The organism is Zooshikella ganghwensis, assembly GCF_018263875.1.
Taxonomy (GTDB): domain Bacteria; phylum Pseudomonadota; class Gammaproteobacteria; order Pseudomonadales; family Zooshikellaceae; genus Zooshikella; species Zooshikella ganghwensis.
Genome location: NZ_JAEVHG010000012.1, coordinates 51,314 through 68,411, shown reverse-complemented (window position 1 = coordinate 68,411; position 17,098 = coordinate 51,314). Strand labels below are relative to the sequence as shown.

The 17,098-nt window shown below is 37.8% G+C and carries 17 protein-coding genes; 7 read left to right on the top strand and 10 right to left on the bottom strand.

The annotated features are described in order from the left end of the window. Positions 1–5: 5 nt before the first annotated feature. The gene (locus tag KHS79_RS16310; protein ID WP_212720356.1) at positions 6–2,285 is read right to left on the bottom strand and encodes a heavy metal translocating P-type ATPase; all 2,280 of its coding nucleotides are present in this window, start codon (positions 2,283–2,285) and stop codon (positions 6–8) included. A gap of 214 nt (positions 2,286–2,499) precedes the next feature. Then, positions 2,500–3,150: a hypothetical protein gene (locus KHS79_RS16305; protein WP_212720355.1), complete on the bottom strand. Its 651-nt coding sequence runs from the start codon at positions 3,148–3,150 to the stop codon at positions 2,500–2,502. 799 nt (positions 3,151–3,949) lie between these two features. On the opposite strand from KHS79_RS16305, the gene KHS79_RS16300 reads away from it, so the two are divergent. Beyond that, a complete protein-coding gene (locus KHS79_RS16300) occupies positions 3,950–4,405 on the top strand; it encodes a GNAT family N-acetyltransferase (protein WP_212720354.1) in 456 nt (151 codons plus the stop codon). A 150-nt stretch (positions 4,406–4,555) separates the two neighbouring features. Here the strand turns inward: KHS79_RS16300 and KHS79_RS16295 are convergent, their stop codons facing one another. After that, positions 4,556–5,119 (bottom strand): TetR/AcrR family transcriptional regulator, encoded by a 564-nt coding sequence (locus tag KHS79_RS16295; RefSeq protein ID WP_212720353.1) that lies wholly within the window; start codon positions 5,117–5,119, stop codon positions 4,556–4,558. Between the two features lie 115 nt (positions 5,120–5,234). On the opposite strand from KHS79_RS16295, the gene KHS79_RS16290 reads away from it, so the two are divergent. From KHS79_RS16290 to KHS79_RS16280, 3 genes are all read left to right on the top strand, one after another. After that, a complete protein-coding gene (locus tag KHS79_RS16290; protein WP_212720352.1) occupies positions 5,235–5,711 on the top strand; it encodes an HPP family protein in 477 nt (158 codons plus the stop codon). 90 nt (positions 5,712–5,801) lie between these two features. Then, entirely contained in the window at positions 5,802–6,392 is a 591-nt protein-coding gene (locus tag KHS79_RS16285) for a chloramphenicol phosphotransferase CPT family protein (RefSeq protein WP_212720350.1), read from the top strand. Beyond that, positions 6,392–7,036, top strand: a complete 645-nt coding sequence (locus KHS79_RS16280; RefSeq protein WP_212720348.1) for a class I SAM-dependent methyltransferase — start codon at positions 6,392–6,394, stop codon at positions 7,034–7,036. Before KHS79_RS16285 ends, KHS79_RS16280 begins: the two co-directional genes overlap by 1 nt. A 107-nt stretch (positions 7,037–7,143) precedes the next feature. Here KHS79_RS16280 and KHS79_RS16275 read toward each other — a convergent pair whose 3' ends face one another. The 3 genes from KHS79_RS16275 to KHS79_RS16265 form a co-directional block, all read right to left on the bottom strand. Further along, positions 7,144–7,566 carry a GFA family protein gene (locus KHS79_RS16275; protein ID WP_212720346.1) on the bottom strand — a complete coding sequence of 141 codons (423 nt, stop codon included), beginning with the start codon at positions 7,564–7,566 and terminating at the stop codon, positions 7,144–7,146. Positions 7,567–7,633: 67 nt separating this feature from the next. Then, positions 7,634–8,167 carry a cysteine hydrolase family protein gene (locus KHS79_RS16270; RefSeq protein WP_212720344.1) on the bottom strand — a complete coding sequence of 178 codons (534 nt, stop codon included), beginning with the start codon at positions 8,165–8,167 and terminating at the stop codon, positions 7,634–7,636. Positions 8,168–8,643: 476 nt separating this feature from the next. Next, on the bottom strand, positions 8,644–8,811 hold the full coding sequence (locus KHS79_RS16265) for a hypothetical protein (RefSeq protein ID WP_165773222.1): 168 nt from the start codon (positions 8,809–8,811) through the stop codon (positions 8,644–8,646). Between the two features lie 228 nt (positions 8,812–9,039). Here KHS79_RS16265 and KHS79_RS16260 point away from each other — a divergent pair, with 228 nt between their 5' ends. Continuing rightward, positions 9,040–9,711 (top strand): zinc ribbon domain-containing protein, encoded by a 672-nt coding sequence (locus tag KHS79_RS16260; protein WP_325167634.1) that lies wholly within the window; start codon positions 9,040–9,042, stop codon positions 9,709–9,711. A gap of 17 nt (positions 9,712–9,728) precedes the next feature. Here the strand turns inward: KHS79_RS16260 and KHS79_RS16255 are convergent, their stop codons facing one another. The 4 genes from KHS79_RS16255 to KHS79_RS16240 all read right to left on the bottom strand — a co-directional run bounded on the left by KHS79_RS16255 (position 9,729) and on the right by KHS79_RS16240 (position 12,466). Further along, a complete protein-coding gene (locus tag KHS79_RS16255) occupies positions 9,729–10,175 on the bottom strand; it encodes a phosphate-starvation-inducible PsiE family protein (protein ID WP_027708958.1) in 447 nt (148 codons plus the stop codon). A gap of 126 nt (positions 10,176–10,301) precedes the next feature. Beyond that, positions 10,302–11,246 (bottom strand): universal stress protein, encoded by a 945-nt coding sequence (locus tag KHS79_RS16250; RefSeq protein WP_212720340.1) that lies wholly within the window; start codon positions 11,244–11,246, stop codon positions 10,302–10,304. Between the two features lie 42 nt (positions 11,247–11,288). Next, a complete protein-coding gene (locus KHS79_RS16245; protein ID WP_212720338.1) occupies positions 11,289–12,227 on the bottom strand; it encodes a sodium-dependent bicarbonate transport family permease in 939 nt (312 codons plus the stop codon). Positions 12,228–12,244: 17 nt separating this feature from the next. After that, positions 12,245–12,466, bottom strand: coding sequence for a hypothetical protein (locus KHS79_RS16240; RefSeq protein ID WP_212720336.1), 222 nt, complete (start codon positions 12,464–12,466; stop codon positions 12,245–12,247). A 401-nt stretch (positions 12,467–12,867) separates the two neighbouring features. Here KHS79_RS16240 and KHS79_RS16235 point away from each other — a divergent pair, with 401 nt between their 5' ends. After that, a complete protein-coding gene (locus tag KHS79_RS16235) occupies positions 12,868–13,815 on the top strand; it encodes a LysR family transcriptional regulator (protein WP_027708962.1) in 948 nt (315 codons plus the stop codon). Positions 13,816–14,336: 521 nt separating this feature from the next. After that, a complete protein-coding gene (locus KHS79_RS16230; RefSeq protein WP_212720334.1) occupies positions 14,337–17,096 on the top strand; it encodes a PAS domain S-box protein in 2,760 nt (919 codons plus the stop codon). Positions 17,097–17,098 lie beyond the last annotated feature (2 nt).

Below are 17,098 nucleotides of genomic sequence, written 5' to 3'. Positions count from 1 at the left end.
CCCTCCTAATTATCCTGCGCTTTAAAAAGACGTAACCGGTTAGCATTAGTCACAACAGTTACTGAAGAGAATGCCATTGCAGCACCTGCAATAACAGGATTCAAGAGCATTCCCCAGAGTGGATATAAGACACCTGCTGCGACTGGGATACCTGCTATATTATAAATAAAAGCACCAAGCAAATTTTGCTTGATATTTTTCAATGTTGCTTTACTAATGGCAATGGCATCAGCCAGACCATGCAAAGAACCACGCATTAGCGTTACATCTGCACTTTCTATCGCGACATCGGTACCTGTGCCAATAGCAAACCCAACATGAGCCCTGGCTAAAGCAGGCGCATCATTAATGCCATCTCCTGTCATCCCCACAATTTCACCTTGCTGCTGTAGAAAAGCTACTTTTTCAGCTTTTTCTTCAGGTAATACCTCTGCAAAAAACTCACTAATCCCTACTTTTTTTGCAACAGCTGCGGCTGTAGCCTGATTATCACCCGTTACCATAACTACACGAATATTATTTTTTTGTAAACGTTGGATAGCAGAAATTGCATCGTCTTTTATTGGGTCTGCAACGGCAATAATAGCACTAATATTTTCATTAACTGCAAAATAAATGGCCGTTTTGGCTTCGCTGGCTAACCTATCAACCTGACCCTTGACAGCATCAATATTAACGTTTTTAGCCCGCATTAACTTTTCATTTCCCAATAACAGCTGATTATTATTGCAACTTGCCTCAACACCATGACCTGTTATTGCTTTAAAAGCATCTATTTTTTTAAGTGATAAGTTACGCTCAGTAGCTGTTTCCATAATAGCCACAGCCAATGGATGCTCTGAACCTGACTCTAGACTCGCAGCCAGCTGCAAAATAGTTTCCTCACTCATATCATTCAAAGCAATAATATCAGTGACTTTAGGGGCACCTTGGGTGATCGTTCCTGTTTTATCTAACATCATCGTAGTAATTTTTGACGCAGTCTGTAGTGCTTCACCATTACGCATTAACACACCTGCTTCAGCAGCTTTACCAACGCCAACCATTACTGACATTGGCGTTGCTAATCCCAGTGCACAGGGACATGCGATAATTAACACAGTCATGGCAGATACAAGGGCAAAAGCCAGGACGGGGTCAGGTCCAAAATTAAGCCAAACCAAAGCACTTAACACTGAAATAATCATTACCGTTGGTACAAAATAAGCCGATATCACATCCGCTAACCGACCAATAGGTGGTTTAGAATTCTGTGCTCGTTTGACCATACTAATAATATGTGCCAGCGCAGTATCCTTACCAACACGTGTCGTAATAAATAAAACAGTACCATGCTTATTTAATGTACCACCTACGACCTCATCACCTATGCCTTTTTCTACAGGCATTGGCTCTCCAGACAACATAGACTCATCAACTGTTGTATTTCCCTCTTTGACGACACCATCAACAGGTATTTTCTCGCCAGGCCTGACCCGGATAATATCGTTCAGTTGTACATACTCAATGGGAATATCTATTTCCTTATCATTCCTTATCACTCGTGCTGTCTTAGGTTGTAACCCTACTAAACGTTTGATCGCTTCAGACGTTTTTCCCCTGGCTCTTAACTCCAGTGCTAACCCTAAATTTATTAAGCCAATAATCATGGTCGTTGCTTCAAAATACACATGACTCGCCATCTCTGGGACACTACTAGGCAGCAAGACCACCACCATGGAATATAGCCAGGCAGCCCCTGTCCCTAATGCAATAAGTGTATCCATTGTTGCGGAATGGTGTTGCAGTGACTTCCAAGCACCTAAATAAAAATGCTTTCCAGAGTAGACCATAACAGCCAGCGTCAAAAGTCCTACTATCAACCAAGCGATTTGCTCAAGGGTACTGGATACACTCATATCCCCGGTCCAAAGACCATAAATCATTAGGGGAACGCCTAAACCCAGTGCGACTGTCATATTACGAATTAACTGTTTATAGTGTTCAACGTCCGCCTTTGACTTTTCCTCAAGTACTTCTTGTTCGGTTGCTCTATTCATAACCTGAGCACGATAGCCAGCTTGCTCAACTGCATTAATGAGCTGCGTATCAGTAACACTACCAGAAACCTCAACCATACGCTGAGCAAAATTCATCGTTGCTTGTTGAACACCCGGCACTTGTTTCAGTGCATTTTCAATTTTACCTACACAGCTAGCACATCCTGCTCCTTCAATAAGTAACTGATGTTGTGAAAGCTCACACTGCACCACACTCTTTTCTTTATTTGAGATTGACTGCTCCATCACCTTTTCCTATCTGAAAGCCAATGCTTAATGAGTCACCATATCCATGCCATTATAAACTACACCTTTGAGCTACACATAGGTCAAGCAAAGCCTGTCATAAGTTTAGGGAGTAAGGTAATCTCAGCCACAAAAAAAAGGCCCAACACGGGCCTGTATTATTCTATATTTCAAAACGACTACTCTTTGAGTATACCCACTGGTAAAGATATATTTATAATTTTTTTATTTTTGTTGTATTTGGAAAACGTCCTGGGCAAGATGCACTACTTCCACGTCCCGTAATGACATACCCTTCAGGTAAGGGTGATATAGAACACATCGTATCAGTACTTCTAGGTGTTTTAATTTTCCATACATTAGGAAATTGATGAGGACACGATGCACTACTTGATTCACTGGTAATAATGTAGTTTTTTGGTAGTTTTGATACTTTACAAATAGACTCAGACTGTCTTGGTTTTTTTATTTTCCATACATTAGGAAATTGATGAGGGCACGATGCACTTGAACCTTCAGCAGTAATCACATAGCCATCAGGGAATGGTGAGATCTTACAAATACTATCAGATGTACTTGGTTTTTTGATAATCCACATATTAGGGAATCGTCCTGAACAACTGGCACCAGAAGCCTCTCCGGTAATGACCCAACCCTTTGGTACTCGCTGGTTCTTACAAATCCTCATACTCTGAGATACAATCGCATTATATACTTCAGTTTGATCATCATTCAAAGGAAGTAGCCCCTCCTCATTTATAGGACTTAGCTCCTCATACAAATAGTTTTCATCAGCATTAATAGTTGTAGTAAACTGACTTCCAATAGCAAAAGCAATGACAGAATAACCAAGTATTTTTTTCATTTTTCAAATTCCTTCCATGAGAATCAAACTCACCCTAATTTAATTCTCTGCAAGAATCAATATAGACAAAAGTCTATACACTCTTTTTATACCCAATACGAATGGTTTTTAGGTGATTGGGGTGAGGAGTGAAGATAACAAAACCTAGAAATCATTCGTGAAGGGTATATAAGTTAATTTTTTAATTATTATCATTTATTATTGGATATAGAAAAATGCATATAACTTGCTTTTAAAACATCATTGCCAAAAGCCTGTATAACGACCAATTCGCAATACTTTAATCAGCACAACCTATATCCTTTAAAAGCTATTTTATGCTATTGCCTTGTTATTTGATATGGTAATAGCTTAATTAGAAAATACTGTTTTTATTTAGAAGACTCCTCTTTAGTAAGCACTTTTATTCTGATTCTCAGATGAACATTTTCAATAACCAGCAATATAATTGAAATCAAAATGAAAATTTCAAAAATGATAGACTGGCCACTGCTACTCCAAAATAACCAGGCCAAAATAGCCAGAACAATAGCTGTGAGCAATAAAAGAAAACGGTCTGTAAGTAACTCCAAATATCTTTTCATTATTTTACGTATCTATTTATAGATGATATACCCAAAGCGAAGTGTATACCCCCAGTGTAGGGTATATACGCAGTAACAAACATAATATCGCACAGTATAGATTCAAATAATTTCATTAGTATGTTAAGAAGAGTAAAACCATGCTTTCCACTTGGCACGCCACTTGCTGATCTTGACCTTACACATTAAGTTGGCTGAAGGACTGAAGTATTTTTATGAAGATTATAATTGACGACTTATCCAAGCCAAAGGTAATCCAGTTACTCACAGAACATCTGGATGGTATGAAAGCAAACTCACCGCCAGAAAGCATTCATGCACTTGATCTCGAGGCACTACGTAAACCTGAAATTACTTTCTGGAGTGCATGGGAAGGGCTAGAGGTTACAGGTTGTGGTGCACTAAAAAGACTCACTGTGCACCATGCTGAATTAAAATCTATGCGAACAGCTAAATCTCATCTACGAAAAGGGGTTGCTACTCACCTACTGCATCATATCCTGACTAAGGCTAAAGAACGAGGTTACAAACAAGTCAGCCTTGAAACAGGCACGACAGAAGCATTCAAGCCTGCACACAAGTTATATGAACGCTTTGGTTTCAGCTATTGTGAACCATTTTCAGACTACTCTGATGACCCATTTAGTACTTATATGACCAAACAGCTCTAACATCCCGAGGCAATGTCATATAACTTTTTTAAAATATCGTTATCCAAAGTCGGCCAGCAATGCTTAAATGGGTTTGTGAAGCAGGTGCTAGGAGCACCCTGTATAGTGTTGTGAGAGGTACAACCAGCATTTTGCTAATAAGCTGACCACTTAACTTAAAGCAATAATCTTTAAAGCTATCTTTTTAGCTTTTTGTGCTGCCTCAAGGTCACCTAGGACATATGCTTGACTAATTGCACCTTCTTTTAAAAAACAAAGCACTTCAGTTACAGTCGCAACATTATCTTTAGATATATTCAATTGCCGAACATGCTGTTCAATCAGGTGAGATACCTTTTCTTTGTGTGCCAGACAGCGCTGATTAACCTCATGATTAGAAAACTCAGCACATGCATTAATAAAAAAACAACCACGAAAATCCATTAATACATCTACTCTACTATTAAACCAATCATCCAGTGCATCAAAAAATACTTCAATAGCAGGCAAACCTTTTTTAACTCCATCTAATCTTGTCTTGAGCCAATTAATAAAAATTTTATCCCTATAACTAACAACTTCACATACCAGCTGCTCTTTACTTTCAAAATAGGAATACAACGTTTTTTTTGCAATACCTGACTCTTTAAGTATCTGGTTTATACCTACCGCATGAATACCATGTTTATAAAAAAGCTCAAAAGCTGTTTGAATCAGTTTTTCTCGCTTATTCATTAACTTACTCATCAAGATCTTATTCTGAAAAACTATGTTGACATAAGTATACAAGTTTGTCTACTATAGCCGATAGACAGATCGGTCTACCATTCAATAATGGAGTTATATCATTATGATCTCAAATGTTCTGACACGCTGGCCTGCAGTCACAGCAGGTATAGGTGCAATGTTGTGTATAACAGCCTTGGGTTCATTAGACCAGGCTGCACAGCCTCTTGCATGGTTAATGGCGCCATATGGTGCAACTATGGTTATTTTATTTGGCCTGCCTGATAGTCCACTTGCCCAACCACGAAATATTATACTGGGACACCTAATGACCACCTTAATTGGCTTAGTGATGGTAAACATGTTTGAGGTAAATGCTTGGACAATGGGGGCAGCTGTCGGTCTTGCAGTAGCCTTTATGATACTAACAAAAACAACACACCCTCCAGCTGGAGCTAACCCTTTATTGGTTATGCTAACAGGAGAGTCATGGATGTTTTTGTTTAACCCTGTATTGATTGGTACCCTACTCATTGTAACGATTGGTGTAGTATATCATCGATGGATTTGTAAGCGTGTATACCCCATAAGATGGCTTTAATAACCTCTAAAAAGAGGTACAAAAGCATATTGAGACATTAAAACTCAACATGCCTGTCTTTTAACCTATTTGATTCATGTTTTTTAGCCTATGGATATTTTATTTTTAAATGGTACAACTTGCTCAGGGAAAAGTAGTATTGCTAGTGAGTTACAAGCTATATTACCTGATTATTATTTACACATAGGTATTGATCATTTTATAGCAATGATGCCATCAAAATCTAACGATTTAGAAGGTAGTGAAAAAAAAGACGGTTTTTACTGGAGGGAAACTTTACTGCCAGATAATACAACTGGTTATCAGATTCAACAAGGCCCCTACGGGATAAAAGTAAATGACGCCTATCGAAAGACAGTCGCAAACTTAGTGAGGAATGGTCTTCGTCTTATCGTAGATGATATTACAAATGGTGAGTCGGAAATGAAAATATGGAGATCGGTACTGGCACCGTATAGTACTGCATATATTGCTGTATATTGTAACTTAGACACACTAGAAGAAAGAGAAAAAAATAGGAAAAACAGAAAACAATATACAGCAAGAGAGCAGTTTTATCGTGTTCATCAAGATATTAAGTATGATTTTAGTGTAAATACGACTAAAACCTCTACAGAAGCCTGTGCCAAAACCATTGCACAATTTATTAGAAACAGCAGTCTCATTGAGGACATATCGTAGTGAATCCCAAAGAAATAGCCACACAACTTCGTTGTCCTTCAGGCAAAAAAGCCCCTGAAATTGCCCAGCAAATGAATCAAGCAAATTACCAAATAAACAACAAATGCATTAATTTACTGCATATCACCGTTAATGATCATATATTGGAAATTGGTCCAGGAAACGGCGCTTTTGCACAAAAGGTCATTGAAAGTGCCACAAATGTGTCCTATAAAGGGCTTGACTGGTCCTCTGCTATGGTAAACGAAGCCAAAATACACAACCAGCAGCTTATTGCCTCAAATAACGCCAGTTTTCACCAAGGTAGCTCAAGTGCTATACCTTTTTCTTCTTCAAGTTTTAATAAGGCATTAGCAATTCACACTTTATACTTTTGGGACTCCCCTTTCTTACATTTTGCTGAAATCCACAGGGTTATGAAGAAAGATGGCTTATTTTGTATCGCTTTTGGTGATAAGTCATTTATGAAAGACTTACCCTTTTCACCGTTTGGCTTCAATCTTTATCACTCAAAGGAAGTAGAACAACTGTTGGCAATAGCTGGATTTCAAGTTCAAACCGTTCAGCAATATTATGAAACAGGACTAAGTAATACAGGTGCAACTGTTGAAAAGCTCATTAATGTTATTCTTTGTAGAGCTTAGTTTAAAGCATACATTTCACTCTTATCTTTCCTTTTACCGAAAAGTAAAAACAATAAAATCAACCCATATGTTAAAAACACCTTATATACAAACCGATAGTCTCAACCTCAAAGTGTCGGTTGCGTCTGAAACTGCTTGACTCCATTAGGTATCTGATACCATGCTTGTTTCTCTCTCACCCAAACATGAACAGTTGGCTTAATAATACGAGTATCACTCAACGTACTGGGCTTTAGTTTAATGACATCAGGGTTATCTGGGTCAAAGTGATAAATACGATTACCACAGTTTGGACAAAACTTAGCATAATTTTTATTACCACTATCTGCTAACCGTTCCCACTGTTTCATTTCCCCATGAAAGGAAACAGAGTCAGCGTTAACTACAGCCGTGATGCTAAAAGCACTGGTCGACAGCTTTTGACACGCTCGACAATGACAAGCTATGACATGTGTAGGTGGTTCCAATAGTTGATAGGTTACATTGCCACATTGGCATGATCCTGTAATAGGATATGAAACATCACTCATGGTGCTCTCCAATAATCATCTCCAAAATCTACCCATAAAGATTTAAGTTCTATTCACCATCGCTACGTTATAATTTAACTGCTTCAGAAGCAACAGCAGAAATCTTAGTGTCAAAACTAGAAATCCCAGAAAGTGTTGCGTTGTGATGCTCTCGTATATATTTTGCTGCTGCATGCTTTTTATCATGTGTCGTATGTGCATCCGCAACCAGCTGAACGTTATAACCTAATGCAGCCGCACGACGTACCGTAGTATCGATACAAAACTCTGAGGCATAACCACAAATTATTAAGTTATCCACGCTCAATGCAGACAAAAGGTCAGCAAGATCAGTTCGTAAAAATGAATCTGGCGTTGTTTTGCGTACTTTATAGTCATTTCCTTCAACCCTGAGGTTAGACTGTAATTTCCATGTTTCACTACTGTACTCCAGTAATGTGTGTGCTTGCTCATGTTGAATGAAAATAACAGGTACATTTGAACATCTTGCCTGATGGGTAATAGCATTTATCCGTTGTATAACTTCATCAGCTTCATAAGGTCTTGGCTCTTTATCAAATAGGATACATTGTACATCAATGACCAATATTGCTGACTTCATAATCAATCTGTCCTAAATTCCAACACTATACATATGAACAGCACGAGTACACAATATCACCACTCTCATGTATTCGCGCTTGCAAGGATGCAATGATAATTTGTCAGTGCAAAATAAACAATTTTGTTTTAACTTTGCCTTTCCAGCATCGCCTGCAAATAGGATAATATTTAACCAAACCTGTTTGATGCAGCAATACTTTCACATGATAAGAGGTATAAGCGCTAACAAATATAGTCAGGAAGTATATCCTGTACTGTGGGTATAACTGAGGAGAGTAAAAAACTGATTGACAGAAGATTTTTAATGGCAGAAAAGAATTTACATGAAAGTGTATACTCAACGAGCATAATAATAGTTTAGAAATTTAAAGCAAAATGTAATAAATTAATAATTTAGAAGACTAAGACACACATGCCTATCTGTATCCATGCCGATGAACATCGTATATTAAAATAAAGTAACTTTTTATTTAACTATTTTTTCGTTAAAGCAGCTTGATCTTTTCCCATTGAAGGTCTACCACTTACCCCACGGGGCACTTGAGTGATTTTTCCACCTGCTTTAATAAACTCATCGACTTGAGCTTCAATAGACTGATGAGTTTCAACAGAATCATTTACCTTTACTTTCTTACGAGGCATCTTCATTCTCACATATTAATCGTTAAATTCGTACTAAGTATAGTATAGGATTATAATTAATACAGAAGATAGATGAATGCTTGATATATAATTATTTTACGAGGGCCTGTTAACACTTAAAGAAATCATAACCCTTATTAGCATGAAAGCCTGAGAGAACAAACTGTGAAATGTCCAAAGTGCCAAGTTGAACAAAATGACACAAACACAACTTGCATACACTGCGGTGTGGTTTTTGAAAAGTATTTCAAATATCATCCTCCTTCAAAAGATTGCTCAACTACTTCTCCTAAGCCAATCCCTCAGCAAAGTAATATATCAATTAGAGAAATTTTACTCTATCCAGGTAACAAAGTGGATAGCCCTTCTGTATACAGTCGAGCGGCCCTACTGATAATAATAAGTATTTGGGGATTTTCATTAATTTTTTCTTCAATTGCTAGCAATGCTGCTGGCAGTTCATTTTTGCATTTAATAAATTTACCCTTTCATGAGGCAGGCCATGTTATTTTTCGTCCTTTTGGAGAATTTATGACCTCTTTGGGTGGAACGCTAGGTCAACTTGCCATCCCACTAATTTGTTTTTATGTTTTTTTAATTAAACAGCATAATACATTTGCTTCATCTATTTGCGCCTGGTGGTTTGGTGAAAATTTTTTGGATATAGCACCTTATATTAACGATGCCAGAGCGGGTCAATTGTTATTATTAGGAGGGAACTATGGGCATTCTTCGCCATATGGGTTTCATGACTGGGAGTATCTTTTAACCGAAACGGGTTTATTACAGTATGATCAAGCAATTGCTGTTGGTGCTCATTTTCTAGGGTCCACTATTATGATATCTTCTATTATTTGGGGAGCCATAATTGTCTTCAAACAGTTTAAAATGCTCTCTTAATATAGTTTAACCATGAATCATACTTCTTCTTGATGGCTTTTGCTCGGTAAACGGTGTATTAACCAATAACCAATGCTCATCGACAAAATAACAATACCAATAGCAAATATATAAAATGGATCCGCCTCTTCATGATCCATAATGATCACTTTTCGAGCTATTGCCATTAATGCTGTTGCCATGACAATTTTGACATGGATAACATCATCTCGTAAATAGACTGTGATATTAATAAATATTTCAATTGCAATTAATACCGCCAAGAATGCACCAAATGTCGCAAGCATATCAGTAATAGTTAAAATTAAAAAAGGCGGAGAGACCAGTCTTTGATATAAAGTCCAGCCCACATCAATAACACCCATGATAATCACAAACACCATTAGTACTGCCAGAATTCTAACAGCAAAATGTATAGACTTTTGCAAGTTAAAAATCAACTTATCTTGCGTATCTACTTTCACAGAATCATGCCTCTAATTAAGTATTTATTTACATTTCTTATTAACTTGCCTCAAATCACCCTCTGCAATAATATACTTCAAATGCATACTTACTATCTGGTTGAAACTAACAACAGCAAACTCTAACTAGCCTAAAACAGGTGAGTCAAAATGCTCTGGTTTTAACGTAATAACTGAACAACGGACTGCATCTAATAAATTTTCAGCTTTATTACCTATCAGAAAGCCAGCTATACCTGTGCGACATACTGTGCCCATCACTAGTAAATCCACACCATTTTGGTTAATAAACGCGGGTAATATCTCCTCAGGCTCGCCCTCACTTAACACCTGATGTAATGTAATTTTTGCTTCCTCTACTGGACGTGTTAACTCAGTCAGCTTTTCATTACGAGCATCTCTTTCCTTAAGTGCATACTCAGCAATTTCAAGCTCACTTAACCTTCCCCATGATCGAAAATATCCCTCTCCAAATAAACGCCAGGCGTGAAAAACATAAAGCTCTGCTTCATTAGTAGCAGCGAATGCAGCAGCACATGATATTATTTTCTTATTCAACTCAAGCCCATCATCTGTTGGAGCGGCTACATCAACAGCTGCTAACACACGGTTTATTTTAGCCTGATAGTCAGAGACTACCGTCCAGAGCGGTGTTGGAGATTTTCGCATTAAATGGCGTGTAGTACTTCCGAACTGTGCCGCTCTACTTTTGTAACCTCGACCCGCATCAATGGCAATTAAATTAAATTTTCCTTCTGAAGCCTTTTTTATTATCTCAACAAAAGGAATTCCTGATACCAGCTCATAATTAAATGCACAATCTTTATACTGTGCACTTAACGCATTAACGTCACTCTCTAGTTTCTTTTGCTGCTCGTTTTTAATCTGATCGAGTATTTCCCAAGATGCTTGCTGGGTGTACTGAGCAACACAATTTGGCGTAATTTGCTCAATAACGGATAGTAATGTCACTGAAACTTTCTTTTTGTTTGCAAATTGAAATATTTGGTGAAAACGCTCGGTTACTGTTTGTTCAGGAGAAATTGGTACTAGAATTTTTTGAATATTCATAATCAAGCCTCTCTTTTATCTCCAGTCATTTCTAAACTGACGCTAACCAAGTATAGCTAGCCAGTGTCCATAACTGATATAAATTGGAATTCCTACCAAAACATTAAATGGAAAAGTCACTGCGAGCGAAGCCGTAATTGATAGGCTCATATTAGCTTTTGGTAGAGCTACTCGAAGCGCTGCGGGTACCGCAATATAAGAAGCACTAGCGCCCAAAACAGCCAGTAGCGTTATTCCACCTACACTCAAGTCTAATAGGTTGCCCAACAAACCACCAAGCAAGCCACCAATAAGTGGCATGATCACACCAAAGGTCGCAATAAATGAACCTGTTGATTTAAGAGAACTGAGACGGCTCGCTGCGACTAACCCCATATCCAGTAAAAATAAGGCTAAAATGCCATGGAATAACTCTTTGAAGAAAGGCATTATCTGTTGGGTTTGCTCTCCCCACATCCAACCAATGATTAATCCTCCCAACATAAGAACAACCCCTTGACTGCAAAATATTTCATGCAGCAGTTTACCTCGTTCAGAGCCTAATGAAGCTCCTTTTGCTAAGAAAACACCTACAGCAATTGCTGGAAGCTCAAGTAACACCACAAAAAGTGGAAAATATGCTTCATAAGCAATCGACTGCGAGTCAAGTACTGCCACCGCAACTGCATAAGTCCCTACACTCACAGAGCCATAGTGTGCGGCAATTGAAGCAGCGTCCACTTTTGGTAGCTGGCCAAAATAAGTCAGAATGGGGAAGGCAATAAAGGGTAAAACGACCCCAAAAGCAATAACCGCTAATGCCTGAGTAATTAAAGTGGTATGCGCATGGTCAGCAAGAGCCACCCCACCCTTTAAACCAATGGCGATCATTAAAAATAAGGTGAGAGTTTGTGAAAGTCCTTTAGGAAAGGTTAATTCGGCTCGCATTAATTTGGCAACAACACCCAGAATGAAAAATGCAACCACGACATCAAACGGCATATTTCCTCCACTTTTAATTATAAACGTACGGCACTATTAGCAATTGTTGAACGGCTTACCATAAGACTTTCGTTTGATGGCTTTAATGCTACTGCATTAAACAAATTAGCAACCAATAACAAAACACCCACTAACGCCAAAGCCCAACTGATAACGTTTAGGCTCGCCAATAACCCCCCTACTAGAATCAAACTCATGGCGACAACAGCGCTAAAAACGATTGGTCGGCTAAATGTCATAGTATGTTCTCCCTTAAAACATCAAATAATATCGTGCAGTACCTACGCTTACTTGTTTTTAGACTACAAGTTAAAGCCCAGCCTGCTCCTGATACTTGTTAATATCATGCACCAGTTAAAAGTTAGATGGAAATAGATATTTTTCAATTTTTATATAGATAAAAGTCTATATATTGAAAGTTCCTATTAGTATTTTATAGCACTAAAAGATAATGTTTCGATTTCATATTTACTTTCAATAACATCGTGTTTGATATGGCTGTATAAACTTTGCAGTATGTAGAATTTAAGTTGACATCACTCCACTTTATGCACAAGGTAATATATAGAAAAAAAACTCTAGTAAACTTATTTGAATAGATAATACTCTATACACTAACACTCTATTACTAACATTACTTATGACTTCAAGACTACATGCACATATAGGAACAATACGTCAGTTGGAGATCTTTCTTGCGGTTTATGAAGGAGGCAGCATTACAGCTGCATCTGAGATGCTCTATCTTACGCAGCCCACTGTTTCGATGCAGATCAAAAAGTTAGCTGAAACCATTGATATGCCTCTCTACGAACAGATTGGTCGAAAACTAGTCTTCACAGATGCAGGACACGCACTAGCAACAACGGCTAAAGATGTGCTTAATAGCTTTATCGACTTAGAAACCAAGTTATCTGACTTAAGAGGTCTAAAAGCCGGCACACTGAAAATAGCTGTTGTAACAACCTCTCAGTACTTTATTCCGCACTTGTTGGGGCCTTTTTGTGAACGTTATCCTGCCATAGATATACAGCTGAAAGTCGCTAACCGACAACAAGTGATCGACCGTTTAAGTGCAGGCATGGATGACTTTTATGTTTTCAGCCATTTACCTGAAGATATCGAGATGGAAACTATTGAGTTTTTACCTAACCCGCTTGTGGCCATCGCTCCTCAAAATCACCCATTAACCGCCAAAAAACGAATTCATCTTGAAACCATTAGTGATGCTCCCTTTTTAATGCGAGAGAAAGGCTCTGGAACACGTTTCGCCATCGAAGAATTTATGAAAGAGCATCAAATACAACTGAACCTCAAAATGACCATTGAAAGTAATGAGGCAATTAAGCATGCGGTTATGTCGGGCTTAGGGATATCAATTCTTTCTGCTCATACCTTAGCCTTTGGAGGACGTGCAGGTCTGGTGGAACTAGCCATCAAGCCACTTCCTATTAAAACTCACTGGTACTTTGCTTGGCTAAAAGGCAAGCAACTTTCAATTATTGCAAACACATTTTTGAACTACGTCCAATCAGAAGGTAAAGAGACGTTGCTATCCGAGCTGCGCCAAGAACAGCTGGATGTTTAAGTCAGTTTAACTGATAACCCTAGGCATTTCAGAGATGTCAGGTGGGGCTGTCAAGTAATGGACCCTAAGCCATTGATTGTAATGAGTTGCTAGGGCCTGTTAACACTATTTGAATATCACTGTTATGACGGTAAAAGCACTAATCTAGGCGCGAAGAGTGAAGTTTAGTTGTTCTAAATGAACAATGAGCAACAACGAGTAGTGCTTTTACCGTCATAACCCTTCGGGCCGTGATTATTTTTCCACCTAGCAGTGTTACAAGTCATTTATGTAGAATGACTACACAGCATTCCTTGTGCCTTGCTAGGCGAAAAAATAGTCTACGGCAGTGGTGATTCAAATAGTGTTAACAGGCCCTAGGATGACTGTTACTTAGTACTGTATTTACTGTTCTTCTATCTTCATATTGGCTGTTAAAGAGTTGCAGAGCTAGACTCAGTTAATCACGAATAAAAGAAAAATAACTTTTACTAGATCAAATGACTTATTTTGTCAGATAGCCTGATCAGGATGTCCGCTATATGGTCTATGACAAACCTCATACAGAACAAGTTAAAAAGCAAAATGAGCAAGAAAATACTCTATTTAACAACCCAACATACTTACGGGCTATTTTAAATGTCATTGGTGATGGCATTATCACTATTAATCGCAATGGAGCTATAAAGGATGTAAATACTATTGGAGAGCATTTATTTGGTTACTTGCCAGGAGAACTTATTGGTGCTCAACTTTCTCTTCTTATTCCTGAATTTTCCTCATTAACATCCTGTCAATCGACAAACAGCTTTGAAGGTGTAGATGAATTAAATACTACACATGAAATTAGAGGTTATTGTAAAGATGGCAGCCTTATAAAAATTGACATTTCTGCTTCAAAAATAGAACTTAACAATGACTGTTACTTTATCATTTTATTACGCGACACCATATCCAAAAAGAAACTTCAGGCAAAAATCAATCGTTCTGAAAAAATTAAGTCCATGGTTACTGACGCTTGCCTTGATGCAATGGTTACTGTTGATATGGACGGTTACGTTCAAGAATACAACTCTGCAGCAGAAAAAATATTCGGTTGGCAACGAGAAGAAATCACTGGTCAACTAATGGAAAATTACTTTATTCCTGAAGAAATGCGTGAAGCACACCGCAAAGGTATACAGCGCTTCAAGGAAGAAGGCAAAGGACCATTAATAGGTAAAAGAATAGAAATAGAAGCTATTAATAAAGATGGTAAACGATTCCCTGTAGAGTTAGCACTAGTAGGAACAGAAATTGATGGTGAGCGGCTAGCTACGGCTTTTGTAAGAGATATTAGTGACAGAAAGCAAGCTGAAGGAGAGTTGATAGCCGCCCGTGACACCGCACAAGAAGCATCTCAAGCAAAGTCTCGTTTTCTTTCACATATGAGTCACGAAATCAGATCACCGCTAAATGCCGTTTTGTGTTCGGTTAATTTAATAGCTGAGCGTTTAAATGACCCAAGCCATTTACGGCTATTACAAACAGCAAAAACCAGTGGACAAGCTCTCTTGGCGGTTATTAATGAGGTACTCGACTTTTCTAAAATTGAAGCAGGTCATTTATCTATAATTTCAGATAAGACAAACTTATTTACACTATTAGAGGATGTCCTAAATAGTGCTCAAGCCCGTCTAGAATCAAGTGAAGTTGAATTATTGTACTTTGTCGATTTCACTATAAAGCAGATAACAACAGATCCCGTCAGATTTCGTCAAATTCTGAATGTTCTCGTTGATAATGCAATTAAATTTACCAAACAAGGCGTTGTATCAGTCACTGTATTACCAGTGACCTTTAACTCAGGAAAAACGGCTTTAAAGGTGTCAGTGTTTGATACTGGTGTAGGTATTCCAAACAAATATTTACCAAATGTATTTAATGAGTTTGAGCAGGTTGATGCAAGCATAGATAGCCGCTATGGAGGAACTGGACTAGGACTTACTATTGCAAGAAAGCTAGTTCAGCTTTTAAATGGAAATATTTATGTTGCTAGTGAATCACAAAAAGGGAGTTGCTTTACTTTTATAATTCCAGTTACCATCGAATATAGCAACATTGATCCTAACAATCATTTTTCATCAAAAAACCTTATATTTATTTCTCCAAACAAAGCTCTACGCAGTAAAGTAATAAAACAAGTAAAGCAAATAAACAATACTTGTTCAAGCTTTTCATCATTAGAGGCGTTACAAGAGTCTATAATAGAAAATGATATTTCTCTTGATAACTCTATACTGATCATCGATGAGCAAACACCGCATGTACCTTATAAAGATAGTCAACAGGTTATTGATTACTCCTGGTTACCCAGTAATAAGGATCATTGCTTTTGTATTTGCGCTGATTGGACAAAGTTAAACCCTCCATTTTCTTCATTTAAAAGAATACCAAAGCCATTTTCTTTAAATTCAATTTATCAAAATATTACGACAGTTAAAGATGAAACTGAGTCACGCTTAGAAACGTTTAACCCGACGAATGGAGGCCAGCTGCTTTTGGTAGAAGATGTCGCAGCTAACCGGCTGGTAGCCGGAGAAATGCTGAGAAGTCGTGGGTTTAATGTAAAAACAGCTAATGATGGTGAAGAAGCTATTCAAATTGCTAAGCGGGAAGTTTTTGATGTCATATTAATGGATATTAGAATGCCCAAAATGAATGGCTATGAGGCTACTAAAGCACTTCGTGAAAGTAACAACCTAAACTCAGGAACACCTATCATTGCTCTGACAGCAAACGCAGAAAAAAGTGAAATACAAAAATGCCTTAACTTAGGTATGAATGACTTTGTGAGTAAACCATTCGATGTAAATCAATTACTTGAAGCTATTAAAAGATGTCGATTAAATAGCAGTCAAAATAAAGCAACAATAACAACGGATACTGATCCAAAATGGGAAAAAGAAAATAATGAGCCTTTTCTTAAACAAGTCATTTTAAACCAACTAGTTAAAGATACTTCTCAAGAATCACTTACGCCACTATTAAATATGTTCATAACTGAATTAGACAGTCGGTTTGAAGCCATCAATTTAGCTGTAGGGATTAAAGACTTTGATGCTATTCGAGAAGAAGCACATGCACTGAAAAGCTGTAGTGGCACGTTTGGCGCGTCAAAATTACAGAGACTTACCATGCAACTTGAGTATGCAGCTAAAGACTATGACACATCATTAGTTGATACATTAGTTGACCAGTTTCAATCTGTGCTGTTAGCTACACGAAAAAGTTATCAAGAATACCTCAACAAAAATTGTTAGGG

Coding starts and splice junctions, on each gene's coding strand:
- KHS79_RS16230 (WP_212720334.1), top strand. CDS start 14,337: ATGGTCTATGACAAACCTCATACAGAACAAGTTAAAAAGCAAAATGAG.
- KHS79_RS16245 (WP_212720338.1), bottom strand. CDS start 12,227: ATGCCGTTTGATGTCGTGGTTGCATTTTTCATTCTGGGTGTTGTTGCC.
- KHS79_RS16310 (WP_212720356.1), bottom strand. CDS start 2,285: ATGGAGCAGTCAATCTCAAATAAAGAAAAGAGTGTGGTGCAGTGTGAG.
- KHS79_RS16240 (WP_212720336.1), bottom strand. CDS start 12,466: ATGACATTTAGCCGACCAATCGTTTTTAGCGCTGTTGTCGCCATGAGT.
- KHS79_RS16275 (WP_212720346.1), bottom strand. CDS start 7,566: ATGAGTGATGTTTCATATCCTATTACAGGATCATGCCAATGTGGCAAT.
- KHS79_RS16285 (WP_212720350.1), top strand. CDS start 5,802: ATGGATATTTTATTTTTAAATGGTACAACTTGCTCAGGGAAAAGTAGT.
- KHS79_RS16250 (WP_212720340.1), bottom strand. CDS start 11,246: ATGAATATTCAAAAAATTCTAGTACCAATTTCTCCTGAACAAACAGTA.
- KHS79_RS16295 (WP_212720353.1), bottom strand. CDS start 5,119: ATGAATAAGCGAGAAAAACTGATTCAAACAGCTTTTGAGCTTTTTTAT.
- KHS79_RS16290 (WP_212720352.1), top strand. CDS start 5,235: ATGATCTCAAATGTTCTGACACGCTGGCCTGCAGTCACAGCAGGTATA.
- KHS79_RS16305 (WP_212720355.1), bottom strand. CDS start 3,150: ATGAAAAAAATACTTGGTTATTCTGTCATTGCTTTTGCTATTGGAAGT.
- KHS79_RS16300 (WP_212720354.1), top strand. CDS start 3,950: ATGAAGATTATAATTGACGACTTATCCAAGCCAAAGGTAATCCAGTTA.
- KHS79_RS16270 (WP_212720344.1), bottom strand. CDS start 8,167: ATGAAGTCAGCAATATTGGTCATTGATGTACAATGTATCCTATTTGAT.
- KHS79_RS16265 (WP_165773222.1), bottom strand. CDS start 8,811: ATGCCTCGTAAGAAAGTAAAGGTAAATGATTCTGTTGAAACTCATCAG.
- KHS79_RS16235 (WP_027708962.1), top strand. CDS start 12,868: ATGACTTCAAGACTACATGCACATATAGGAACAATACGTCAGTTGGAG.